Consider the following 24,420-nt stretch of genomic DNA (forward strand, 5'->3'; position numbering starts at 1 on the left):
CCGACGCGGCGCCGGTGGACACTGTGCCGGCGCCGCGTCGTCGTGGCCCGCAGTCGAGCGAAGGGTAACTGGCATGTTGGATCTCCTCGGCCGGCTCGCGCACCGGGCACGCTGGTGGGTGATCGCCGCCGCCGCGGTGTTCCTGGTCGCCGCGGGCGGCTGGGGAGCCGGCGCCTTCGACGACCTGGCCGCCGGCGGGTTCACCTACGCGGCCAGTGAGAGTTCCCGCGCCGACGAGGTCGAACGGGAGGCGCTCGGACGCAACGACGCGGACGTCGTCGTGCTGTTCGGCAGCGACCGCTGGACGGTGGAGGAACCCGCGTACGCCGACGCCGCCCGGCGCGTGCTGGACGGGCTTCCGGCCGAGCGGGTCGAGGGCGTGACCGACTACTGGCGGGCCAGGGTTCCCGCCCTGGTCAGCACCGACCGGCACGAGACGTTCGCCGCCGTGCAGATCGCCGGCGCCACCGAGAACGACCGCCTCACCAACTACCTGGCCATCAAGGACAGCCTGACCAGCCCGGACCTCGACGTCACCGTCGGCGGGCCGCTGGCGCTGATCGACGACGTCAACAGCCAGAGCAAGGCGGACCTGACCCGCGCCGAGGCGCTGGCGTTGCCGATCCTGTTCCTGCTGCTGGTGTTCATCTTCCGCAACCTGCTGGCGGCGCTGCTGCCGGTCGTGGTCGGGGTGCTGGCGATCGTGGGCTCGCTGGCCGGCCTGCGGCTGCTGGCGCAGTTCACCGACGTCTCGATCTTCGCGGTCAACGTGGTCACCCTGCTCGGCCTCGGACTGGCCGTGGACTACAGCCTGTTCATGGTCAGCCGGTTCCGGGAGGAACTCGGTGCGGGCCACCCCGTCCCGGTGGCGTTGCGGCGGACCATGGTCACCGCGGGCCGGACCATCGTCGTCTCCGCGGTGACCGTCGCGCTCGCGCTCGCCAGCCTGGCCGTCTTCCCGCAGGTGTTCCTGCGGTCCATCGCCGTCGGTGGGGTCGTCGCGGTACTGCTGGCGGGGTTCTTCGCGATGACCGTGATGGCGGCGATGCTGGCCCTGTTGGGGCTGCGGCTGCGGGAGCGTCGCCGCAGGCCGGTCGACGCCGACCCGGGCTCCGGGGCGTGGGCGCGGATCGCGCGGACGGTGATGCGCCGACCCGTACTGGTCGGTGGCGCGGTCGTCGCCGTGCTGGTCGTCCTCGGGCTGCCGTTCCTGCGCATCTCCTACGGCTGGCTGGACACCCGGGTGCTGCCCGCCTCGGCGGAGAGCCGGCAGGTCCAGGACGCCATCGAGCGGTCGTTCCCCGACAGCGTCACCCGCCCGATCGAGGCCATCGTCACGCTGGACGGCCCGGCGGCCGGTTCTCCCGGCCGGGAGGAGATCGCCGCGTACGTGCAGCGGGTGGCCGCGCTGCCGGGCGTGGGGCAGGCGGACGTCAGCGGGCTGGCCGGCGACACCGCGCGGGTCACCGTCCGGTTCGACGCGGAACCGATCTCGCAGCAGGGCCGGGAACTGGTCGACGCGGTGCGCGGCGTCGAACCGCCGGCCTCCGGCACGGTGCTGGTCGGCGGCGACGCCGCCGGCTTCGCCGACCTGATGGACATGCTCGGGCAGCGGCTGCCGTGGATGGCGCTACTCGTCGTGGTCAGCACGTTCGTGCTGTTGTTCCTGTCCTTCGGCTCGCTGGTGCTGCCGGTCAAGGCGATCCTGATGAACGTGCTGAGCCTGACCGCGGCGTTCGGCGCGGTGGTGTGGGTCTTCCAGGACGGCAACCTGTCCGGGCTGCTGCGGTTCACCTCCACCGGCAACATCGACGTGGTGCAACCCATTCTGATCTTCGCCGTCGCGTTCGGACTGTCGATGGACTACGAGGTGTTCCTGCTCTCGCGTATCCGCGAGCACTACGACCTCAGCGGTGACAACACCGAGGCGGTCGCGGTCGGGTTGCAGCGGTCCGGCCGGATCATCACCAGCGCGGCCCTGCTGCTGGTGGTGGTGATCGTGTCGTTCGCGACCGCGAGCGTGCTGGTCGTGAAGATCATCGGCATCGGGCTGGCGCTCGCCGTCGTCGTCGACGCCACCATCGTCCGAGCGTTGCTGATGCCGGCCACCATGCGGCTGCTCGGCCGGCTCAACTGGTGGGTGCCCGGGCCACTGCGACCGCTCTACAGCCGGTGGGGCATCCGCGGGGAGAACGCTCACCTGGACGCGGAGCGTACGCCCGTGTAGCGCCGGGTCGCCCGTACCGGGGAGGCCCCGTCGTGGGGCACCCCGCAGCCAGCGTGGTCCCGGCAGCGCAGCACCGTGGCCCGGGGGGCGACCCCAGGCCACGGTACGCAGGTCAGTAGATCAGCGCCCGGCCGAGGCCCATGTCGGTGAGGCGCGTGGAGTGCACGATGCTCGTGATCTCGACAGCCTTCTGGAGGCGTTCCTCCGGTGTGGTGTCGACCAGCCGCCGCCCGTCCCACACCTCGTAGTCACCGATGGTGTCCAGGTGCGGGGCGATGCCTTCCTGGAACCAGTTCTCCCAGCGGGTGAGCTGGTCGGACACCGGCAACTGCTCCCACAGCCGCATGCCGTCGCGGATGAGTTCGACGAGGCGTTCCTTGTCGTCGGGGTGCCGCTGCACGTGCTCGCGGATGATCGACGTGCCGACGGCCAGGTGGCGCACCTCGTCGATGGCGGCACCCTTCTCCATGTCGGCCATGCGCGGGTCGATCGGCCGCCACTTGCGCTCGCTGAGTTCGAACGACGGGGCGAGGAAGCCCTCGACCAGGATCGTCAGCAGCACCACGCCGCCGAGGAAGTCCTGCCGATCGCGCACGATCGGCATGCCGTACTCCTCCAACGGGTCGAGGATGCCCGCCTTGTCGTGGGCGGTCTGCCGGGCGATGACGGTGGCGACGTCCTGCTCGTCGATGCCGAGTGTCCGCAGGTGGTTCCGGAAGATCATCGCGTGCCGGGTCTCGTCCATCAGCTGGGTGGCGTAGAACTCGGCGGTCGTGGAGTCCGGCGCGCACGCCACGATGTAGCCGATCGCGCGGGCCGCCCGCTCCTCGGCCAGCGCGCGGAACGCGACCTCCTGCACCAGCGCGTCGCGCAGCGGGCCCGGCTCGCGCAGGAAGTCCGGGGTCACCAGTTCCGGCGAGTAGCCGAGGATGTTCCCGCGCAGCGTGCGCTGCGGGACGTTGGCGAACCAGTACCGCAGGTCGCAGTCGCGTGCGGTCAGCCGGATGCCCTCCGCGCCGTCGAACAGGGAGGATGCCTGGTCCCAGTCGGCGGCGTCGTCCGCCGTCATGCCCGAGCGCTCGTCGGTGCGGGGAGCGGCGGGCTGGGGACCGTAGGTGATCACCGGTTGCGCACGCGGGCCGGGCACGGTGACCGGTGCCGCGTCGGCTGCCCGAGGAGCCGCCGCCAGCGTCGGGGCCGGCCCGCTCGAGGGGCCGACCGCGGGCGCGACGGCCGGCGCGACCACGGCCGGCGGTACCGGCGCCGTCGGTGCCGGTGGCGTCGCTGGTGCCTGTGGTGCCGGTGGCGCCGTCGGTGCCGGTGGCGTCGCTGGTGCCTGCGTCGTCGCTGGTGGCTGCGCGGCCGGTGCCGGGGCGCTGTCGTTCATCACGAACGGACGGGTGCCGTCGAGGTAGTCGACCAGCGGCGCCGCGACGCTGGCCCGCGACGGTGGGTGGAACGCGACGCACTGGCAGGCCGCGAGCAGGTAGGCCACCTCGGGTGAACGGATGAACGACATGCCCCCGAGCATCTCGACCGCCCGGCCGGTGGCGTCGGTGATGGCGTCCTGCGCGCCGTAGCGGGCCATCAGGACCCGGGCCAGCGCGTCGTTGTCCGTGTCGCCGGCCTGCATGGCGCGGGCCGCGCCCTCCAGCAGCTGCGTCGCCGTCTCCAGCCGGGTGCCCAGCGCGGCGCGGTCGGTGACCGCGCCGCGCCCGTCGGCCAACGCGCGTTCGACGAGCGTGCTGGCCATGCCCAGGTACGACGCGGTGATGAGCAGCTCGAACCAGATGAACCCGACGGTCTGCAGGTCGTCGAGCATCCCGTCCGGGCCGTTCTCGGTCGGGATGACCAGTTCCTCCTCGATGAACACGTCGGTCAGCCGGACCTCGTCGCTCTCCGCGCCGGCGAGCACGCTGCTGCCCCAGAACGGGTGCCGGGTGATGCCGCGCAGCGTGGCCGGCATGAGCAGGAAGGCCGTCTGCTGGCCGCCCTGCGGTGCGGGGACCGCCACGCTGGCCGTCAGCAGGTCCATCGAGTGGCTCAGGCTGCACGGTCGCTTCGACCCGTTGATCCGGTAACCGCCGTCCACCGGCGTCGCCGTCATCGTGGGGGAGAGGATCCCCTGGGCCGGGCGGCCCTCGGCGAAGCCCGACGAGACCAGCAGGTTGCGGCTGGTGATCGCCTCCAGCAGGGCCCACTCCATGCCCGAGTTCTTGATGCTCTCGGCGAAGGTGAACAGCGTCGCCACGGAGAAGTGGTGCATCGTGGTCGCGACCGCCAGCGACGGGGCGTGGGCGCCGATCGCGCGGGTGACCCGTACCGCGTCCAACGGGGACGCGCCGAGCCCGCCGTAGTCCTTCGGGATCACCAGGCTCGGGCCGCCGCTGGCCCGGAACACCGGCAGCGTGGCGGCGCCGGAGGCTTCCCGCTGCTCGAACGGGACCTTCGACAACCCGTCGAGCAGGCCCGGCAGGTACGACTCGCAGAGGGCGCGGGCCTGATCGAGCGATCGCACAGAGTGCCTCCGGAGGCTACGGTCGACGGGAGATGAGCGAGCGGGCGGCCGCGCGGCGCAGCTTGCCCGACGGTGTCTTCGGCAGGCTGCCCGGCGGCAGCACCACGATCTGCGCCGGACGGGCGTCGACGTCGGCGATGACCCGGCTGGCGATCGCGTCGGTCAGCGCCTTCTCGGCGGCCGGGTCACCGACCAGGCGTGACTCGACCAGCACCGCGAACGACTCCCGCGCCACCGAGTCGCCGGCCATCAGTCGTACCGCCGCCACGTTGCCGTCCCGCACGCCGTCGACGCCGGCGGCCGCGCGTTCGATGTCGGTGGGATAGATGTTGCGGCCACCCATGATGATGACGTCCTTGCGGCGGCCGCAGACCACGATCTGACCGTCGACCAGGTAGCCCTCGTCGCCGATGTTCAACCAGCCGTCGTCGTCCAGGGCCTGCACCGGACCGTCCTCGGTCAGGTAGCTGCGGGTCACCGAGTCACCGCGCAACTGCAACCGGCCGACCTCACGGTCGCCCAGCTCGGCGCCGGAGTCGTCGACGACCCGCACGGCGACGCTCGGGTGGGCGGCGCCGAGCATGGGCAGCCGGCGCACGCCGCTCGGGTGGTCGTCGCCCGCCGGTAGCGCCCGCCCGTTCTTCTCCAGCTCGAGGGCGTCGACGGTGTCGAGGAGCATCGGATCCGACAGGGCCGACAGCGAGATGACCAGGGCGCTCTCCGCCGCGCCGTAGCAGCAGTTCACCGCCTCCGGCCGCAGGCCGAACCGCGCGCCGGCCGCGACGAACCCCTCCACCGTCGCCGGGTCGATCGGCTCCGCACCGTTGCACAGGGCCTTCAACCGGGACAGGTCGAGCGAACCGGCGTCGGCGCGGGCGAGCTGCCGGGCCAGGATCGCGTACGCGAAGTTCGGCGCGGCCGTGATCGTGCCGCCGTACCGGCTCATCAGTTCCGCCCACACCATCGGACGGGCGAGGAACTCCGCGGGCGTGACCATGACCAGGTCGCTGCCGGTGAACATGGGCAGCAGCAGGCAGCCGACCATGCCCATGTCGTGGAAGAGCGGCAGCCAGCTGACCAGCACGTCGTCGTCGCCGCATTCGAGGTGGGCCGCGGTGTCGACGAGGTTGGCGTGGATGTTGCGGTGGGTGATCCGCACCGCCTTCGGCTCGGCGGTCGAGCCGCTGGTCAACTGGAGCAGCGCGGCGTCGTCCTCGGCGGCGGGCACGACGCTGAACCCCTCGTCGCCGTCCAGGTCGCCGATCATCCGGTGTGGGATGCCCTGCTCGCGCAGCACGCCGGCCATCGCCTCGAACGGGGCACCCACCAGCACCAGACGCGCGTCGATCATGCGCAGCACACGCAGCGTGTCGTCGCGCCAGACGGACAGGTCGGTCCGCGGGGTCGGCTGGTGCAGCATGGTCACGCTGGCGCCGGCCAGCCACGTGCCCTGCACGACCCGCGCGACCTCTGCGGGGTCGCCGGCCAGGACCGCGACGGCCTGGCGGGGGGCCAGCCCGCCCGCGACCAGTGCCGCCGCCGTACGCCGGGCCGCCTCGTGCAACTGCCCCCAGCTGCGTCGCACCGGATCGGCGGGGGCGCCGGTGACCATGCCGCGCCGCGACCGCCCAGCGGTGTCGACGAGGGTGTCGACGAAACGGCTCACCTCAGTCTCGCCAGAATCATGCGGGACAGCGTAAACAGGGCGATCGGCAAAGACCATAGATCCTTTGTGGAGACCGTACGGGCGATTGTGCCCGCCGCCGTGACCGACGGAGGATGACCGCTGCCCGGTCGGTGACCGCGGCACCGACGATGATGATCGTGGAAGGCGGCCGCCTGAATGGGTGACTCCGGTACGCAGTGGTGGTTGGACGTCGTACGCACCCAGGCGGCCGAGGCGCTCGGCCGGCCACGGGGCGACGTCACCCCGGACGGCGCCTTCGCCGACCTCGGCTTCGACTCTCTGACCGCGCTCGAACTGGCTGAGCGGCTGTCCGAGGCGAGTGGGCTCCAACTGTCCGGCACCCTCGCCTTCGACTACCCCAACCCGTCGGCCCTGGCCCGTTACCTGGCCGAACAGGTCGGCGGCCCGGACGCGGACCCGGGACCGGGGCCCCGCGTCGCCACGTCGGCGGCCGGCGAGCCGTACGGCAGCCCGTCGGGTGCGCCCGAGCCGATCGCCATCGTGGCGATGGCCTGCCGTTTCCCCGGCGGAGCGGCCACCCCCGAGGACTTCTGGACCTTCCTGGCCGACGGCCGCGACGGCATCGGGCCGTTCCCGACCGACCGGGGCTGGGACCCGCAGGTGTTCCACCCCGACCCCGACCACCCGGGCTCCACCTACGCCCGCCACGGGGGGTTCCTCCACGACGCCGGCGACTTCGACGCCGGTTTCTTCGGCCTGTCGCCCCGCGAGGCGTTGGCCACCGACCCGCAGCAGCGGCTGATGCTGGAGATCTCCTGGGAGGCGCTGGAACGCGCCGGCATCGACCCGCGCACGCTGCGTGGAAGCCGCACCGGCGTGTACACCGGCGTCATCGCCAGCGACTACGCCCCGCGCCTCGGCGCCGTCCCGCCGGAGGTCGCCGGCTTCCTGATGCCCGGCAACGCGTCCAGCATCGTCTCCGGCCGGGTGTCGTACACGCTGGGCCTGGAGGGGCCCTCGCTGTCGGTCGACACCGCCTGCTCCTCGTCGCTGGTCGCGTTGCACCTGGCGGCCCGGTCGCTGCGCAGCGGGGAGTGCGAACTCGCACTGGCCGGCGGGGTCACCGTGATCGGGACGCCGTTGGTGTTCACCGAGTTCAGCCGCCAGCGCGGGCTGTCCCCGGACGGGCGGTGCCGGTCGTTCGCCGCGTCCGCCGACGGCACCGGGTGGGCCGAGGGCGCCGGTGTGCTGGTCCTCGAACGGCTCGCCGACGCACGCCGCCACGGCCGGCGCGTCCTGGCGGTCCTGCGCGGCAGCGCGGTCAACTCCGACGGGGCGTCCAACGGGCTCACCGCGCCCAACGGCCCGTCCCAGCAGCGCCTCATCGCCGACGCCCTCGCCGACGCGGGGCTCGACGCCGGCGACGTGGACGTGGTGGAGGCACACGGCACCGGCACCCGGCTGGGCGACCCGATCGAGGCGCAGGCGCTCAGCGCCGCGTACGGCTCCGGCCGGCAGCGTCCGCTGTGGCTCGGGTCGGTCAAGTCGAACATCGGGCACACCCAGGCGGCGGCCGGCGTGGCCGGTGTCATCAAGATGGTGTCGGCGCTGCGGCACGGGCGGCTGCCCCGCACGCTGCACGTCGACGAACCCACCCCGTACGTGGACTGGTCCGCCGGCCCGCTGCGGCTGCTCACCGACGAGCAGCCCTGGCCGGCCGGCGCCCGACCACGCCGCGCGGCGGTGTCGTCGTTCGGGATCAGCGGCACCAACGCGCACGTCATCGTCGAGGAGGCACCGCAGGACGAGCCCGTCGCCGCGACCGAGGGTGCGGCCGTGCCGGCGCCGCTGGTGCTCTCCGCGCGGACGGTCCCCGCGCTGCGCGAACACGCCCGCCGCATCGACGTCTTCCTCGATGCCCACCCCGACGTGCCGGCCCGCGCGGCGGCGGTCGCGGCAGCCCGGCGTACGGCGTTCGAACAGCGCGCCGTCGTGCTCGACCGCGCCGCCCTCGCGGCGCTCGCCGCCGGGCAGGACACCCCGGGGGTGGTCACCGGCACGGCGGGCGAGGGCGGACTGGCGCTGGTCTTCCCCGGACAGGGATCGCAGCGACCCGGGATGGGGCGGGAACTCGCCGCTTCCGAGCCGCGGTTCGCCGCCGCCCTGGACGAGGTCTGCGCCGCGCTGGACCGGCACCTGGACCGGCCCATCCGCACGGTCATCGACGGCGAGCCGGACCTGCTCGACCAGACCGGGTACACCCAGCCGGCGTTGTTCGCCGTCGAGGTCGCGCTGTACCGGCTGCTGCGACACTGGGGCGTCCGCCCGGACTTCGTCCTCGGCCACTCGGTCGGGGAGATCACCGCCGCCCACGTGGCCGGAGCGCTGTCGCTGGACGACGCCGCCCGCCTCGTCGTCGCCCGCGCACGGATGATGCAGGCGCTGCCCGCCGGCGGCGCGATGGCCGCGATCCAGGCCACTCCGCAGGAGGTCGAGCCGCTGATCGCCGACCCCGCGGCGCAGGTCGGGCTCGCCGCCGTCAACGGGCCGACGTCGGTCGTCGTCGCCGGCCCGTGCGACGCGGTGCGCGGCGTCGCCGACGCGTTCGCCGCACGGGGCCGCAGGACCACCCGGCTACGCGTCAGCCACGCGTTCCACTCCCCGTTGATGGAGCCGATGCTCGCGGACTTCGCCAAGCTGGAGGCGGACCTCACCCAACGGGCGCCGGAGATCCCGCTGGTCTCCAACGAGACGGGCCTGCCGGTGGACATGATCCCACCGGGGCACTGGAGTCGGCACGCGCGGCAACCGGTGCGGTTCGCGCAGAGCGTACGCCGGCTTCGCGAGCAGGGGGTGAGCCGGTTCCTGGAGGTCGGGCCCGGCGGCGCGCTCTCGGCCATGGTTCTCGACTCCGTCGCCGACCTGGACGCCGACCCGGAGGACACGACGATCGCCGTGCCGCTGCTGCGCGACGGGCGCGACGAACGGGACTCCGCCCGGGAGGCGGTGGCTTGCCTGTTCGTCCGCGGCGTCGACGTCGACTGGCCGGCGCTGGTCGGCGGGGACGTCGTGCCCGCGGAGCTGCCCACCTATCCGTTCCAGCACCGGCGGTACTGGCTGACCCCGGTGGCCCGACCGCTGCTCGGGGAGCCGGTCGGGACACCGGACGCCGCGGTGCTGACCGGCGAACTGTCGATCGCCGCCCAACCGTGGCTCGCCCAGCACCGGGTGGGCGGGGCGGTCGTCGTACCCGGCGCGCTGCTGGCGGAGCTGGCGGCACGCGCGGGTGCGCACGCCGGCTGCCCCGAGGTGGTGGAGCTCCTGCTACAGACGCCGCTGGTGCTCCCCGAGACCGGCACCGTGGAGACCCGGGTGGTCCTCGCCGGGACGGACGGCGACCCGACCCGTCCGCTGACGATCCACGCGCGCCCGCCCGGCGCGACGTGGACGCCGCACGCGACGGGAACCGTCGCCCCGGTGCGGGCCAGCGACGCCACCCGGTTGAGGCTGTGGCCGCCGCCGGGCGCGACGCCGTTGGACACGGACGGCTTCTACGACCGCCTCCGCGTCGCCGGCTACGGGTACGGCCCGGTGTTCCAGGGCGTCGCCCGGGCATGGCAGCGGGGCGACGAGATCTTCGCCGACGTGGCGCTGCCCGCCGACGCCGCAGGCGCGACCGAGGGCTTCCTGCTGCACCCGGCGCTGCTCGACGCCTCGCTGCACGCCCTCGGCCTGCCCGACGACGCCGGTGCGCACGACGGCATCTCGCTGCCGTTCTCCTGGACGGGCCTGCAGGTGCACGCCCGGGGCGCCACGGCGCTGCGCGTCCGGCTGACCCGCGACGGCGACGGTGTCGACGTCGTGCTCGCCGACGCGTCCGGTGCGCCGGTCGCCTCGATCCGACACCTCGCGCTGCGGCCGATCACCCCCGACCGGCTCGGCCCGGGGTCGTCCGGACCGGACGGCGGGTACGAGCTGCGTTGGCGGCCGGCCGCCTCGCGCCGATCCGACCAGCCGGTGGTCTGGCTCGACGAGTTGACCGCCGGTGACCGGGTTCCCGACCTCGTCTTCACCGAACTGCCGCCGGGCGGCGACGACCCGCACGCCACCGTCGCCGCCGCGCTCGACCTGACCCACCGCTGGCTGGCCGATCCGCGGTACGGCGCCGCCCGGTTGGCGGTGGTGACCCGGCGGGCCGTCGGCGACCGGCCCCGGGACCTGGCCCAGGCGGCGGCGTGGGGGCTGCTGCGGTCGGCGCAGTCCGAGCACCCCGATCGGTTCACGCTGATCGATCTGGACGACGACCCGGTGTCGCGGCAGGCGCTCCCCGCGGCCGGGGCAGCCGGGGAACCGCAGGTCGCCGTCCGCGCCGGCGACCTGCTGGTGCCTCGGCTGCGTCCGTCGGCCGTCGCCGGCCACGTCCCGCAGACCGGGGCACCCACTGATCCCGGGGCCGTCACCCGTGTCGGAGCGTGGCCCTGGGCCCCGCAGGGCACCGCCCTCGTCACCGGCGCGACCGGCGCCGTCGGCCGGCTCGTGGCACGGCACCTGGTCGAGCGGCGCGGGGTGCGGCACCTGCTGCTCACGTCCCGGCGTGGAGCCGACGCCCCCGGCGCCGCCGAGCTGGTCGGCGAGTTGTCCGCGCTCGGCGCGGAGTCGGTGCGCGTCGTCGCCTGCGACGTCGCCGACCCGGCGGCCCTGGCCGACCTGCTGAGGTCCGTCCCCGCCGAGCATCCGCTCACCGCCGTGCTGCACCTGGCCGGTGTCCTGGACGACGGGGTCGTCGAGTCGCAGACCCCGCAGCGGGTGGCCGCCGTGCTGCGGCCGAAGGCGGACGGCGCCCGGCAGCTGCACGAGCAGACCCGCGCGTGCGACCTGGCCGCGTTCGTGCTCTTCTCCTCCGCCGCCGGCCTGCTCGGCTCGCCCGGGCAGTCGGGTTACGCCGCCGCCAACGCCTACCTCGACGCCCTCGCCGAGCAGCGGCGCGCGCAGGGGCTGCCGGGGCAGTCGCTGGCGTGGGGCCTGTGGGAGTTGCCGGACGGGATGGCCGAGCAGGTCGGCGAGACCGGCCTGCGCCGCATGCGCGGGATCGGGCTGACGCCGTTGCCGGCGGCACGCGGACTGGCCCTGCTGGAACGGGCGCTCGACGGGGACGCGGCGACCCCGGTCCTCGTCGACGTGGACGGCGCCCTGCTCGCCGGGCACGATCGACGGTCGGTGCCGCCGGTGCTGCACGACCTGGTGGCCACGGACCGCCCGGCCGGCGCGGACGTCGCCGGCCAGGCGTCGCCGGCCACCGCGTCGGTCGACCCGGGAACCGGCGGCGCGTCCGGCCCGGCCGGCGGCCCCCGGGCGGGCGGCACGGACCTCGCCAGGACGCTGTCCGGGCTCGCTCCCGCCGAACAGGACCGGGTGCTGCGTGAGCTGGTGTCGGTGGAGGCCGCCAGGGTTCTCGGCCACACCTCCGCCGCCGACCTGGACGGAACCCGGAGCCTGCCCGAGCTCGGATTCGACTCGCTGACGGCGGTCGAGCTGCGCAACCGGCTCGCCGCCGCGACCGGGCTGACCCTGCCGGCGACCCTGGTGCTGGACTACCCGAACGTACGGGAACTCGTCGGCTACCTGCGCGGTGAGCTGCTACCCGAGCAGACGTCCACCGCGCTCGGGGTGTTGGAGGAGTTGACCCGGCTGGAGTCGAGCCTGGCCAACCTGACGATGGACGGTGTGGCGCGCAAGCGGCTCGCCGACGCGCTGAACCAGTTGCTGTCGTTGGTCGACACCGGGTCGGACAAGGTCGACGCGGCGAAGGACGACTTTTTCGACCTGCTCGACTAGCGCCCCCGGCCTCGGCCGGGAGGAGAGCGGGCCGCCTGCCAGCCGCTCCGGCGACCGGCAGGCGGCCCGTGGTCGCTCAGCCGAGCGGGGCGGCCTCCACCACGGTGACCTCGATGTCGGAACCGAACAGCCCGAGCAGGATGTTCCGGATCGAGTCGCGCATCGCCGCGCACGCCACCGGGTCGATCAGGCTCGCCAGGGAGGCGATGCCAAGGTCGAATCGGCTCTCGAACTCGACCCGCACCGCGTCGTCGGCCTCGACGACGAGCCACGAGCCGGTGAACGTCGCGAAGTCGCCCTTGATCTGTTCGAAGTCGATGCGGCGGTTCACCGGGTCGATCTCGTCGCGTTCGGTCCAGACGAGGATGCCCCGGCGGAAGTTCACCTCCCACTCCGACTCCACCTCCGTCGGGCTGACCCTGGTCACCCCGACCGTCCGGACGGTGTCGGTGAACTCCGGGTACGCGGCGAAGTCGGCCAGCCGCTCGAACGACTCCTTGGCCTCTGCCCTGGGCAGCAGAGCGTGCACGATGACGGAGCACTCCATCGCGGGTGGCCTCCTCAGCTCGGGTCGAGGATCACTTCTGCAACCCCCGGATCAGGTGACGCAGGCTGACCCGCCACGCGTCCTCGGCCTGCGCCGGGGTCATCGCTTCCGGTCCGCCGGGAATCGTGCCGAACGACGTCGGCAGCAGTTCGGGGATGATGACCAGCCCGCAGACGGCCACCACGCCGTCGAGCCGCGCCAGGTCCTCGGGCGCAAGGACGTCCGCGAAGGCCGGCCGGACCAGCCGATCCACGATGGACGGGTCCGCGATCCGGCCGTCCGGGAGGTCCATGCCGCACTCGCGGGCGGTCTCCGTCACCAGTTCGAGGTAACGCTCCACCGGGATGCCGGCGGGTCCGGCGGTCAGCCAGTACTCGCCCTTGCGCAGGTCGGCGTCGAGCACCGCGCGGATGCCCTGCGCGACCATGTCCTGGGGGACGAGGTCGAAGAACGTGCCGGGATGCGCCGGGACGAAGGGCAGCTCGCCTTTGACCAGGTACTCGGCGAGCTGGTGCACCCCCTGGTGCTGACGGATGACGCCGGTACGGGAGTCGCCGATGACGATCGCGGGCCGGACGATCACCGCGTCGATGCCGCTGTCGCGGACCAGTTGCTCGCCGAGGTACTTCGACGTGACGTACTCGTCGGTCCGGGCGGCCGCCTTCTCGGTGCCCAGCCGGCCGCCGCCGCCTTCGCGGCCGTACCGGGACACGTAGGCGGTGCTGACGTGGACCAGGGTGGCGTCCGCCTCGGCGGCGAACTCGACGACCCGGCCGAGGCCCTCGATGTTGAGCCGGTTCACCTCCGCCTGGTCGGCGGAGAAGTTGACGATGGCGGCCGAGTGGACCACCGCGTCGACCTCGGCGCACAGCTCACGGTAGGCGCGCCGGTCGAGCCCGAGCGAGGGTGCGTGCAGGTCCAGCCTGACCACCCGGTTCGAGCCGCCCGGCAGCCGTCGGTAGGCGGCGGCGACCACGTCGTACCCGGAGAGTTCGGCCAGTACGGCGGTGCCCACGACGCCGCTGGCCCCGGTGACCAGGACGGTACGTCGCGTCATGCGGGGGAGTCGCTTCCGGTGCCGGGGAAACGCGCGGCCAGGGCGGCGCAGGCCCGTTCGATCGAGGCGACCAGCCGCTTCTCCTCGTCGGAGGTCATCGTGGCGGGCGGGGTCAGCCGCAGCACCGGATGTGCGTTCATCGAGTGGTTGACGACCACGTCGTTGTCGAGCAGGTCCATCAGGAACTCCGCGGCGTGCATCGCGGAGCGGAACTCCACTCCGATGAGCAGCCCGGCGCCACGTACGTCGGCCACCAGGTGCCCGATCGACCGCACCGCGTCGGTGATCGCCGCGAGTAGCCGCGCGCCCAGTTCGGCCGCCCGCTCCACCAGCTTCTCGTCCCTGATCACCTCGACCGTCGCGCGGACGGCGGCCATGGCGAGGGGGTTCGCGGAGAACGTGGACGTGTGCAGGTAGGGGTCCTTGTCGAACGGGGCGAACGCCTCCTCGGTCGCCAGGGTCGCCGCGACGGGCACCAGCCCGCCGCTGAGCGCCTTGCCGACCAGCAGGACGTCGGGCCGTACGCCTTCGCGGTCCGCCGCCCACCAGGTCCCGAGCCGTCCCAGCCCGGTCATCACCTCGTCCAGGACGAGCATCGCCCCCCGGTCGCGGCACAGCGTCTCGACCGCCTTGAGATAGCCGGGCTCCGGGATGATCACCCCACCCTCGCTCTGCACCGGTTCGACGACCACGCAGACGTCACGGTCGACGACGGCGGCCAGTTCGTCCAGGTCACCGAATCCGACGTGGGTGACCTCGGGCAGCAGCGGGCGGAACGGATCCTGGTAGAGCGGCCGGGCGGTGAGCGACAGCGCGCCGACCGTCTTGCCGTGGTACCCGCTGTGCATGGAGACCAGCCGGGGCCGCCCGTTCGCCCGGGCGATCTTGATCGCGGTCTCCACCGCCTCCGCGCCCGAGTTGGAGAAGTGCACCTTGACCAGGCCCGGCGGCGCCACCGAGGTCAACGCCTCGGCGGCCCGGGCGGCGGGCTCGTTCAGCAGCACCCGGGTGGACAACGCCTGCCGTTCGAGCTGGTCGCGCACCGCCGCGAGCACGACCGGGTTCCCGGCGCCGACGAAGAACACGCCGTAGCCGGCGCAGTTCAGCAGCTGGCGGCCGTCGGCGGTGTGCACCACGGCGCCCGTGGCGCCGACCTCCAGGGGTGTGTGGAGCATGGCGGCGACCCGGCCCAGCCCCTCGCCGAGATGGCGGCGGTAGATGTCGAAGACACTGGAGGACACGGCGGAAGTCTGCCCGAACGGCACCAGCCGGACAATGGTCTACTCAGGACAGGTGACGGTGACCGAACAGCCGACCCGTCGAGCATTGCTGCCGGCGTTGACCTTGCTCTATGGTGCCCGCGTGGACCCGTACAGCGAGATCATCTACTCCGTTTCGGACCGGATCGCCACGGTCTCGCTCAACCGTCCCGAGGAGCGCAACGGCTACACCCTGCGGATGGCCGACGAACTCGCGCACGCGTTCGACCGTGCCGACCGCGACGACGACGTCCGGGTCGTCGTCCTCACCGGGACGGGCGAGCACTTCTGCGCCGGGCTGGACATGTCCGTGACGGAGTTCGACACCCCCGACGACCCCGAGGCCGAGTGGGCGGAGCCGGCGGGGCGGTGCTCGATGCGGATCTTCGCGATGAACAAGCCGGTCATCGCCGCCGTCCGGGGCGCGGCCGTCGGCGCGGGCGCCACCATCATCCTGCCGGCCGACTACCGGCTCGCGGCCACCGACGCCCGTTTCGGGTACGTCTTCAGCCGGCGCGGCATCTACGCGGAGGGGGCGTCCACCTGGTTCCTCCCGCGGCTGGTCGGGATGGGCCGCGCGCTCGACTGGATGGTCAGCGGGCGGGCGTTCGACGCCGCCGAGGCGCTCTCGGCCGGCCTGGTGCACAGCGTCCACGAGCCGGAGCACCTGCTCGACAAGGCGTACCAGCTCGCCCGGACCATCATCGCCAGCACCGCGCCGGTGTCCGTGGCGGTGATCCGGCAGATGCTGTACCGGACCGGCGCGCTGGACTCGCCGTACCCGGCGCACCGGCTGGACTCCCGGCTCTCCGCCGAGGCGCTGAGCAGTGCGGACGCGAGGGAGGGCTTCGACTCCTTCCGGCAGCGACGCGCTCCGGCCTTCCCCGGGCGGGTCAGCAGCGACCTGCCCGACCACCTCCCGTGGAGGAACGAGTGACACCGATGGTTGCGGCATGAGCGCGCGGGCGGCCGGGCACGGTCCGGAGATCGCCGAGCAGGTCACCGTCGCGGCGCCCGCGGAGGCGGTCTACGCGGCCGTCGCCGACGTGCGGCGGATGGCCCGATGGAGCCCGGAGTGCGTCGGGGTCTGGGTCACCCGGCGCGCCGGCGGGCAGGCCCGACGGTTCGTCGGCTGGAACCGTCGGGGTCCGTTGCTGTGGTTCACCACCTGCCGGGTCGTCACCGCGACGCCGGGCAGCGAGTTCGCCTTCGACGTCACCACCTTCGGTCAGCCGGTGGCCCGCTGGGGCTACCGGTTCGCCCGGACCGACGGCGGCACCCTGGTGACCGAGTACTGGCAGGACCGGCGCAACCGGACGGCCCACGTTCTCGGCCGGATCTTCACCGGCAGGGTGGCGAGCGACCGCCCGACCGCGAACCGTGACGGCATGCGGGAGACCCTGCGCCGGTTGAAGCGGGAGCTGGAAGCGACCTGACCCGGAGCGGCCGACCGCGTCGTGCCCCCGCCCTGTTCCACCGCCACCCGGCGGGGGCGGCCCACCTGGCGCACGCCTGCACCGGACCGGTGCGGAGGCGGTCGGGGGGAGGGTGCCGGCGGGGCCACGGGTCGACCTGTTCGAGGTGCCGGCCGCCGTCCACGTCGTCGCGCGCCGCCCGGCCGACGATGTGCCCGGTCACGTCGCTCGTGGTCCGTCCCCGCCCGGCCGTTGCGCCGAGGTGGCTGCCCGGGATGCCGCGACGATGGGGGGCCATGTTATCGCTGACATCAGTTCCAGTGGATCTGTATGGAGGCGTCGCCGAAGTCGGTGCTGTGGTCGACGCCGGGCGGCGGTTGTGGTCGGTCGGAGTAACCACAGTTCAGAGCGGCTGGATGGTGGCGGCGGTGTGGCCGGCGGCGGTGCGCCCCTGAGGTTCCGCCGGCACGTTCCGGCGACCTCCTGCGGCCCCAGATGTTCTCGCTAACATTCCGAGGTTCGACTCTGCGGTCGCGCTGCCGCGTCGCCGCTTCAGGGGTGCTCCGGGTCGGCGGTCGGGCCCGCCGACCACCCGCACGGGGGTGGCTCGCCGCGATCCCGGTGCGGGCGAAGCCTCCGGCCCGGCCTCCGTTACGGAGCTGTTTCCGCTCTACGCCTTGACGGCCTTGTATGTGAGCGTTAACACTAGGCCGGTCATCGCGCGGAGGTGGTCATGAGAAGAACCGACGGTACGAGCGAGCGGTACGTGGTGGGGGTCGATTACGGCACCCTTTCCGGGCGGGCCCTGGTGGTCCGGGTCCGCGACGGCGCGGAGGTCGGGACCGCGATGCGTGAGTACCGCAGCGGCGTGCTCGAGTCGGTGCTCCCCGACGGCGGTCCGGCGCTGCCTCCGGACTGGGCGTTGCAGGACCCGGAGGACTACCGGGACGTCCTGCGCCACGCCGTCCCCGCCGCCCTGGCCGACGCCGGCGTCGACCCGTCGCAGGTGATCGGGATAGGCACCGACTTCACCGCCTGCACGGTCCTGCCGACGCTCGCCGACGGCACCCCGCTGTGCGAGTTGCCGGAGCTGCGGCACCGTCCGCACGCCTGGGTGAAGCTGTGGAAGCACCACGCCGCGCAGCCGTACGCCGACCGGATCAACGCGCTGGCCCACGCCCGGCGCGAGTCGTGGGTCGGCCGTTACGGCGGCCGGATCTCGGCGGAGTGGCAGTTCGCCAAGGGGTTGCAGATCCTTGAGGAGGACCCGGAGGTCTACCGGCGCGCCGAGCGCTTCATCGAGGCGGCCGACTGGATCGTGTGGCAGCTGTGCGGCGACGAGACCCGCAACGTGTGCACCGCCGGCTACAAGGGCATCCGGCAGGACGGCCGGTACCCCTCGGCGGACTACCTCGGCCAGCTCAACCCGGGATTCGCCGACTTCGTGACCAAGCTGGACGGTCCGCTGCTGCCCCTGGGCGGCCGGGCCGGCGCCCTCAGCGCCCGGGCCGCCGCCTGGACCGGTCTGCCGGAGGGCGTCGCGGTCGCGGTCGGCAACGTCGACGCGCACGTCACCGCGGCCGCCGCCCAGGCCCTCGAACCCGGCCGGCTGGTCGCCATCATGGGCACCTCGACCTGCCACGTCGTCAACGGCACCCGCCCTGCGGAGGTGCCCGGCATGTGCGGTGTCGTCGACGGTGGCATCAGCTCCGGTGCCTGGGGCTACGAGGCCGGGCAGAGTGGAGTGGGCGACATCTTCGCCTGGTTCGTCAGGCATGCCGCACCAGCCGGAACGGACTCACACGAGCGGCTGACCGAGCTGGCCGCCGCCCAGCCGGTCGGCGCCCACGGCCTGGTGGCGCTGGACTGGTGGAACGGCAACCGGTCGGTGCTGGTCAACCACGACCTGAGTGGCCTGATCGTCGGCCTGACGCTGGCCACCCGGCCACCGGACATCTACCGGGCGCTGCTGGAGTCCACCGCGTTCGGCACTCGGATGATCATCGAGGCGTTCGTGGACGCCGGGGTGCCGGTCACCGATCTGGTCGTCGCCGGTGGCCTCACCTCGAACCGGCTGCTGATGCAGATCTACGCCGACGTGACCAACCGGCCGCTGGGCATCATCGGCTCCGCCCAGGGACCGGCGCTCGGATCGGCGATCCACGCGGCCGTCGCCGCCGGCGCGTATCCCACCATCCACGAGGCCTCGGCGGCGATGGGCCGGGTGGACGAGGGCGTCTACCAGCCGAACCCGGACAACGTGCGGACGTACGACGCCCTGTACGCCGAATACCGCGCACTGCACGACCACTTCGGCCGGGGTGCCACCGACACCATGCTGCGGCTGCGGGCGATCCGCAACGCGGCGGTGCGGACCACCGCGGCCACGACCGACACGATCCTGGAGGTGCTCCGATGAACACCGAGGTGGCCCGGCAGGTGAGCGCACTGCGCCAGACGGTGGCGCGGCTGCACGGCGAACTGACCCGGTACGCCCTGGTGGCGTGGACGGCCGGCAACGTCTCGGCGCGGGTTTCCGGTCGCGAACTCATGGTGATCAAACCCAGCGGGGTCGACTACGACGACCTGACGGCGGACACCATGGTCGTCTGCGACCTGAACGGGACCGTGGTCGACGGCGGCGGCTCACCGTCCAGCGACACCGCCGCCCACGCCTACGTCTACCGGGCGATGCCGCAGGTCGGCGGCGTCGTGCACACGCACAGCCGCTACGCCACCGCGTGGGCGGCCCGCGGCGAGGCGATACCGTGCTGGCTGACCGCCCAGGCCGACGAGTTCGGCGGGGAGATCCCGGTCGGGCCCTTCGCGCTCATCGGCGGGGACGACATCGGCAAGGGCATCGTCAGCACCCTGGCCGGGCACCGCTCGCCTGCGGTGCTCATGCGCAACCACGGGGTCTTCTCGATCGGCAAGGACGCCCGCGCGGCGGTTAAGGCCGCGGTGATGTGCGAGGACGTGGCCCGTACCGCGCACCTGGCCCGCGCGCTCGGGCAGCCGCTGACGATCGCGCAGGCCGACATCGACTCGCTCCACGAGCGGTACCAGAACGTCTACGGCCAACGCCCGACCGGGTGACCGGGCGGACCGGAATCTTCCGACCGGCACCCACCCGCCCGGCAGGGCCCCTGCTCGTACCGACACCACCACCACTGCCGGACCGCACGTTCCGACACCGCGGCGGTCCGGTCACCCAACCCTGAGGAGAACCGATGAGAACCAGGAGAACAGCCCGCGTCATCATTGCCGCCTTCGCCGGCGTGCTGCTCGCCGGCAGCATGGCTGCCTGCGGCAACAGCGACACCGGTGGTGACTCGGGCGGCGACGACAAGCTCGTACTGGGCTTCTCCCAGGTCGGCGCGGAGAGCGGCTGGCGGACGGCGAACACCACCTCGATCAAGGAGGCCGCCGCCGCGGCGGGGATCGAGCTGAAGTTCGACGACGCGCAACAGAAGCAGGAGAACCAGATCAAGGCGATCCGGAACTTCATCCAGCAGAAGGTCGACGTGATCGCCTTCTCGCCGGTGGTGGAGTCCGGGTGGGACACGGTTCTCAAGGAGGCGAAGGACGCGGGAATCCCGGTCATCCTGACCGACCGGGCGGTCGACTCGGCAGACAAGACGCTCTACAAGACGTTCCTCGGCTCGGATTTCGTCAAGGAGGGCCGCCTCGCCGGCGAGTGGCTGGTGGAGCAGACCAAGGGCGCCAGCGGCCCGGTGAACATCGTCGAGTTGCAGGGAACGACGGGCTCGGCGCCGGCCAACGACCGCAAGGAGGGCTTCGCCAAGGCGATCGCCGCCAACCCGAACCTGAAGATCGTCGCGTCCCAGTCGGGTGACTTCAAGCGGGCCGACGGCAAGCAGGTCATGGAGCAGTTCCTCAAGGCCAACCCGGACATCGACGTGCTCTTCGCGCACAACGACGACATGGGCCTCGGCGCACTGGAGGCGATCACCGCCGCCGGCAAGGTGCCCGGCAAGGACATCACCATCATCACCATCGACGCGGTGAAGGACGGGATGCAGGCACTCGCGGACGGCAAGTTCAACTTCATCGCGGAGTGCAGCCCGCTGCTCGGCCCGCAGCTGATGGAGCTGGCGAAGAAGGTCGAGGCCGGCGAGGAGGTGCCCGCCCGGATCGAGACCGAGGAGACCACCTTCACCCAGGAGCAGGCCAAGGCGGCCCTGCCCAGCCGCAAGTACTGACCGACGCCGGGGTCGCCGTCCTCGGACGACGACCCCGACACGTCGCTCACTCGTCCGTACCGACACCATCCAGAAGAGGTCCGATGGGATGACGGGTAGCCGTCCGGTCCTGACCATGACCGGGATCAGCAAGACCTTCCCCGGGGTACGCGCACTGCACGACGTCGACTTCCGGCTCTTCGCGGGTGAGGTCCACGCCCTGATGGGTGAGAACGGCGCCGGCAAGTCGACCCTGATCAAAGCTTTGACCGGGGTCTACGAGATCGACGAGGGCACGATCACCCTCGACGGTGAGCAGGTCGCCTTCAGCGGCCCGATGCAGGCCGCCGCCCACGGTGTGAGCACCGTCTACCAGGAGGTCAACCTCTGCCCCAACCTGTCGGTGGCGGAGAACGTCTTCATCGGCCGGGAGCCCCGCCGCCTCGGCGTGATCCGCTGGGGGGAGACGCGCCGGCGGGCCCGGGAGCTCCTGGCCCGACTGGACCTCGACATCGACGTCACCGCGCTGCTCGGAACGTACTCGCTGGCGGTGCAGCAGATGGTCGCCATCGCCCGGGCGATCGACGTGCGTGCCCGGGTGCTGATCCTGGACGAGCCGACGTCCAGCCTGGACGCCGACGAGGCCGCGCAGCTCTTCCGGGTCATGCGGCAACTGCGTGACGAGGGCCTCGGCATCCTGTTCGTGACGCACTTCCTCGACCAGGTCTACGGCATCGCCGACCGCATCACGGTGCTGCGCAACGGCACCCTGGTCGGCGAGTACAGGACCGAGGAGTTGCCGCAGTTCAGCCTCGTCGAGAAGATGATCGGCAAGGAACTCGACGTGCTGGAGCGGCTCGACGAGCAGCCGAGGCGGGTCGTGTCGTCCCGGGCCGACGCCACCGCGCTGGTGGACACGGCGGAGCTCGGACGCAAGGGGGCGGTCGCCCCGTTCACCCTGCGCATCCACGCCGGCGAGGTGGTCGGCCTGGCCGGCCTGCTCGGCTCCGGCCGGACCGAGGTGGCCCGACTACTGTTCGGCGCCGACCGTGCCGACCACGGCCAGATCCGCGTCGACGGCGGCAAGGCGCCGCTGCGGAACCCGGTCCAGGCCATCGACCGGGGCATCGGGTTCTGCTCGGAGAACCGTCGCGCGGAGGGCATCGTCCCCGACCTCTCCGTCCGCGAGAACATGATGCTCGCGATGCAGGCCGCCCGCGGCTGGCTGCGGCCGATTCCCCGCCGCCGGCAGGACGAGCTGGTCGACAGGTACGTGCAGGCGCTCAGCATCCGCCCGGCGAATCCCGACCTGCCGGTGCGCAACCTCTCCGGCGGCAACCAGCAGAAGGTGCTCCTGGCCCGTTGGCTCATCACCGAGCCACGCCTGCTCATCCTCGACGAGCCCACCCGCGGCATCGACGTCGGCGCCAAGGCCGAGATCCAGAAGCTGGTGGTGGAACTCTCCGACGGCGGCATGGCGGTGCTGTTCATCTCCGCCGAACTGGAGGAGGTGCTCCGCCTGAGCCACCGGGTCGCCGTGATGCGCGACCGCACGATGGTCGCTCAGCTCACCAACGACGACACCCTCGACGCCGACCGCGTCATGCGGACCATCGCGAGTGGCACCCACCGGAAGGAGGTGCAGCGATGAACACCCTCACCGACCGCTTCCGTCCGCTGACCGGCCACCGGCTGTTCTGGCCCGCCCTCGTGCTCGTGGTCATGCTCGCCGCCAACACGGTCTACCGGCCCGGTTTCCTCTCCGTCGAGGTGAAGGAGGGCCACCTCTACGGCACCCCGGTCGACATCCTCCGGTTGAGCGCGCCGCTGATCCTCGTCGCGCTCGGCATGACCCTCGTCATCGCGACCGGCGGCATCGACCTGTCCGTCGGTTCCCTCTGCGCCATCAGCGGCGCAATCGCCTGTCTGCACATCAGCGAGGCATCCGACCAGAACAGCCTGTCCACCGTCTTCACGGCGCTCGCGCTGGCCTTCGGCGTCGCGCTCGTGCTCGGTGCGTGGAACGGGCTCCTGGTCGCCGTCATCGGCATCCAGCCCATCATCGCCACGCTGATCCTGATGGTGGCCGGACGCGGGTTGGCCCAGCTGATCACCGAGGGCCAGATCATCACGATCAACTCCGGCCCGTACCGGGCGATCGGGCTCGGGCACGTCCTGACCCTGCCCCTGGCCATCATCATCGCCGTCGCGGCAGCCCTGCTCGTCGCCGCGCTCACCCGCCGCACCGCTCTCGGTCTGATCGTCGAGTCCGTCGGTGGCAACGCCGAGGCCAGCCGGCTGGCCGGCATCCGCTCCGGCCGGATCGTCTTCCTGGTCTACGTCGTCAGCGCCGCCTGCGCCGCGATCGCCGGATTCATGATGACCGCCAACGTCTCCAGCGCCGACGGCAACGCCGCCGGCCTGTGGATCGAACTCGACGCGATCCTCGCCGTGGTCATCGGGGGCACGTCCCTGGCCGGCGGCCGGTTCTCCCTCGGCGGCACCATCCTCGGTGCGCTGATCATCCAGACCCTCACCACCACGGTGTACGCCATGAACATCGACCCGCAGACGTCCCTGCTGTTCAAGGCGGTCGTCGTCATCGCCGTCTGCCTCATCCAGTCACCGGCGTTCCGGGCCAGGGTCAGCCGCCGCCGGGGCGCCACCACGCCCAGGCCCACCACCCGGCAGCCGGAGAAGGAGCAGGTGTCGGCATGAGCAGCGCATCGTCGACCACCGCCCGCGCCTGGCGCCCCTCGCTGGCGCGGCGGCACGTCCCGGTCCTGGCCACCCTCGCCCTGCTGCTGGTGATGTACGCCGTCGGCGTCTCCCAGTACCGCGCGTTCTCCAACGTCCAGGTCGTCTTCAACGTCTTCATCGACAACGGCTTCCTGCTGGTCGTCGCGGTCGGCATGACCTTCGTGATCCTCACCGGCGGCATCGACCTGTCGGTCGGCTCCGTCGTGGCGATGACCGCGATGGTGTCGGCGTCGCTGCTGCAGAGCGGGCTGCCCGCCGCCCTGGTGCTCGTCGTGGCGCTGCTGATCGGCCCGACGCTCGGGTTCCTCATGGGCTGCGCGATCCACTTCTTCGACATCCAGCCGTTCATCGCCACCCTCGCGGGCATGTTCTTCGCCCGGGGCATGTGCACGTTCATCAGTGACGCCTCCATCCCCATCACCGACGGCTTCTGGACCACCATGTCGCAGGAGCGCATCGGCGACCCGCGCGGCAACTTCGTGTCGATCAGTGTGCTGATCGCCCTCGCGGTGGTGCTCGTCGCCGCCTACGTGCTCACGTACACCCGCTTCGGCCGCAACGTGTACGCCGTCGGCGGCAACTCCCAGTCGGCGCTGCTGATGGGCCTGCCGGTGGGACGTACCCGGATCGCCGTCTACACGGTCAGCGGGCTGTGTTCGGCCATCGGCGGCATCCTGCTGTCGTTCTACACCCTGTCCGGCGCGCCGCTGATCGCCGTCGGCATGGAACTGGACGTGATCGCGGCCGTCGTCATCGGCGGCACCGTCCTCACCGGCGGGTCCGGCTACGTCTTCGGCACCGTGCTCGGCGTGCTGGTCCTGGGCGTGATCCAGACCCTGATCACCTTCGACGGCAGCCTCAACTCCTGGTGGACCAGGATCGTCATCGGTGGCCTGCTCTTCGCCTTCATCCTGCTTCAGCGCCTGATCGGCATCCGCTTCAAGTGACCGCC

General features: G+C 72.4%; 15 protein-coding genes. 10 read left to right on the top strand and 5 right to left on the bottom strand.

Translation table 11 applies throughout. The features are described 5' to 3' along the window. The first annotated feature begins 73 nt into the window (after positions 1–73). Positions 74–2,227 carry an MMPL family transporter gene (locus tag KBX06_RS17335; protein ID WP_210836080.1) on the top strand — a complete coding sequence of 718 codons (2,154 nt, stop codon included), beginning with the start codon at positions 74–76 and terminating at the stop codon, positions 2,225–2,227. A gap of 112 nt (positions 2,228–2,339) precedes the next feature. Here the strand turns inward: KBX06_RS17335 and KBX06_RS28495 are convergent, their stop codons facing one another. Together KBX06_RS28495 and KBX06_RS17345 are read right to left on the bottom strand one after the other, a co-directional pair. After that, a complete protein-coding gene (locus KBX06_RS28495) occupies positions 2,340–4,745 on the bottom strand; it encodes a hypothetical protein (protein ID WP_307854664.1) in 2,406 nt (801 codons plus the stop codon). A gap of 16 nt (positions 4,746–4,761) precedes the next feature. Beyond that, positions 4,762–6,411, bottom strand: coding sequence for a fatty acyl-AMP ligase (locus KBX06_RS17345; RefSeq protein WP_210836082.1), 1,650 nt, complete (start codon positions 6,409–6,411; stop codon positions 4,762–4,764). 177 nt (positions 6,412–6,588) lie between these two features. On the opposite strand from KBX06_RS17345, the gene KBX06_RS17350 reads away from it, so the two are divergent. Next, the gene (locus tag KBX06_RS17350; RefSeq protein ID WP_210836083.1) at positions 6,589–12,228 is read left to right on the top strand and encodes a type I polyketide synthase; all 5,640 of its coding nucleotides are present in this window, start codon (positions 6,589–6,591) and stop codon (positions 12,226–12,228) included. A 76-nt stretch (positions 12,229–12,304) separates the two neighbouring features. On the opposite strand, the gene KBX06_RS17355 is transcribed toward KBX06_RS17350, so the two are convergent. Genes KBX06_RS17355 through KBX06_RS17365 form a run of 3 tightly spaced genes read right to left on the bottom strand, consistent with a single transcriptional unit; the run spans position 12,305 to position 15,073 of the window. Then, positions 12,305–12,775 carry a type II toxin-antitoxin system RatA family toxin gene (locus KBX06_RS17355; protein WP_210836084.1) on the bottom strand — a complete coding sequence of 157 codons (471 nt, stop codon included), beginning with the start codon at positions 12,773–12,775 and terminating at the stop codon, positions 12,305–12,307. Positions 12,776–12,806: 31 nt separating this feature from the next. Beyond that, positions 12,807–13,832: an SDR family oxidoreductase gene (locus KBX06_RS17360; protein WP_210836085.1), complete on the bottom strand. Its 1,026-nt coding sequence runs from the start codon at positions 13,830–13,832 to the stop codon at positions 12,807–12,809. Next, the gene (locus KBX06_RS17365; RefSeq protein ID WP_307854665.1) at positions 13,829–15,073 is read right to left on the bottom strand and encodes an aminotransferase class III-fold pyridoxal phosphate-dependent enzyme; all 1,245 of its coding nucleotides are present in this window, start codon (positions 15,071–15,073) and stop codon (positions 13,829–13,831) included. Before KBX06_RS17365 ends, KBX06_RS17360 begins: the two co-directional genes overlap by 4 nt. Positions 15,074–15,194: 121 nt before the next feature. On the opposite strand from KBX06_RS17365, the gene KBX06_RS17370 reads away from it, so the two are divergent. The 8 genes from KBX06_RS17370 (at position 15,195) to yjfF (ending at position 24,415) form a co-directional block, all read left to right on the top strand. Further along, the gene (locus KBX06_RS17370; protein WP_210836086.1) at positions 15,195–16,028 is read left to right on the top strand and encodes an enoyl-CoA hydratase-related protein; all 834 of its coding nucleotides are present in this window, start codon (positions 15,195–15,197) and stop codon (positions 16,026–16,028) included. A 16-nt stretch (positions 16,029–16,044) separates the two neighbouring features. After that, positions 16,045–16,527, top strand: coding sequence for an SRPBCC family protein (locus KBX06_RS17375; RefSeq protein WP_210836087.1), 483 nt, complete (start codon positions 16,045–16,047; stop codon positions 16,525–16,527). Between the two features lie 712 nt (positions 16,528–17,239). Next, complete coding sequence (araB, locus tag KBX06_RS17380; RefSeq protein ID WP_210836089.1) at positions 17,240–18,925, top strand: ribulokinase; 1,686 nt, start codon at positions 17,240–17,242, stop codon at positions 18,923–18,925. Beyond that, a complete protein-coding gene (locus tag KBX06_RS17385) occupies positions 18,922–19,602 on the top strand; it encodes an L-ribulose-5-phosphate 4-epimerase (protein ID WP_210836091.1) in 681 nt (226 codons plus the stop codon). The genes araB and KBX06_RS17385 overlap by 4 nt, the downstream gene beginning before the upstream one ends. 134 nt (positions 19,603–19,736) lie before the next feature. After that, positions 19,737–20,729, top strand: a complete 993-nt coding sequence (locus KBX06_RS17390; RefSeq protein WP_210836092.1) for an ABC transporter substrate-binding protein — start codon at positions 19,737–19,739, stop codon at positions 20,727–20,729. Positions 20,730–20,817: 88 nt separating this feature from the next. Continuing rightward, the gene (locus tag KBX06_RS17395) at positions 20,818–22,359 is read left to right on the top strand and encodes a sugar ABC transporter ATP-binding protein (protein ID WP_210836093.1); all 1,542 of its coding nucleotides are present in this window, start codon (positions 20,818–20,820) and stop codon (positions 22,357–22,359) included. Next, positions 22,356–23,426, top strand: a complete 1,071-nt coding sequence (locus KBX06_RS17400) for an ABC transporter permease (RefSeq protein WP_210836094.1) — start codon at positions 22,356–22,358, stop codon at positions 23,424–23,426. Before KBX06_RS17395 ends, KBX06_RS17400 begins: the two co-directional genes overlap by 4 nt. After that, the gene (yjfF, locus tag KBX06_RS17405) at positions 23,423–24,415 is read left to right on the top strand and encodes a galactofuranose ABC transporter, permease protein YjfF (RefSeq protein WP_210836095.1); all 993 of its coding nucleotides are present in this window, start codon (positions 23,423–23,425) and stop codon (positions 24,413–24,415) included. Before KBX06_RS17400 ends, yjfF begins: the two co-directional genes overlap by 4 nt. Positions 24,416–24,420: the final 5 nt, after the last annotated feature.

Origin of the sequence: Micromonospora sp. C31 (assembly GCF_018070575.1) — a bacterium.
Classification (GTDB): domain Bacteria; phylum Actinomycetota; class Actinomycetes; order Mycobacteriales; family Micromonosporaceae; genus Micromonospora.

Coding starts and splice junctions, on each gene's coding strand:
- araB (WP_210836089.1), top strand. CDS start 17,240: ATGAGAAGAACCGACGGTACGAGCGAGCGGTACGTGGTGGGGGTCGAT.
- yjfF (WP_210836095.1), top strand. CDS start 23,423: ATGAGCAGCGCATCGTCGACCACCGCCCGCGCCTGGCGCCCCTCGCTG.
- KBX06_RS17350 (WP_210836083.1), top strand. CDS start 6,589: ATGGGTGACTCCGGTACGCAGTGGTGGTTGGACGTCGTACGCACCCAG.
- KBX06_RS17360 (WP_210836085.1), bottom strand. CDS start 13,832: ATGACGCGACGTACCGTCCTGGTCACCGGGGCCAGCGGCGTCGTGGGC.
- KBX06_RS17355 (WP_210836084.1), bottom strand. CDS start 12,775: ATGGAGTGCTCCGTCATCGTGCACGCTCTGCTGCCCAGGGCAGAGGCC.
- KBX06_RS17390 (WP_210836092.1), top strand. CDS start 19,737: ATGAGAACCAGGAGAACAGCCCGCGTCATCATTGCCGCCTTCGCCGGC.
- KBX06_RS17335 (WP_210836080.1), top strand. CDS start 74: ATGTTGGATCTCCTCGGCCGGCTCGCGCACCGGGCACGCTGGTGGGTG.
- KBX06_RS17400 (WP_210836094.1), top strand. CDS start 22,356: ATGAACACCCTCACCGACCGCTTCCGTCCGCTGACCGGCCACCGGCTG.
- KBX06_RS17375 (WP_210836087.1), top strand. CDS start 16,045: ATGAGCGCGCGGGCGGCCGGGCACGGTCCGGAGATCGCCGAGCAGGTC.
- KBX06_RS17395 (WP_210836093.1), top strand. CDS start 20,818: ATGACGGGTAGCCGTCCGGTCCTGACCATGACCGGGATCAGCAAGACC.
- KBX06_RS17385 (WP_210836091.1), top strand. CDS start 18,922: ATGAACACCGAGGTGGCCCGGCAGGTGAGCGCACTGCGCCAGACGGTG.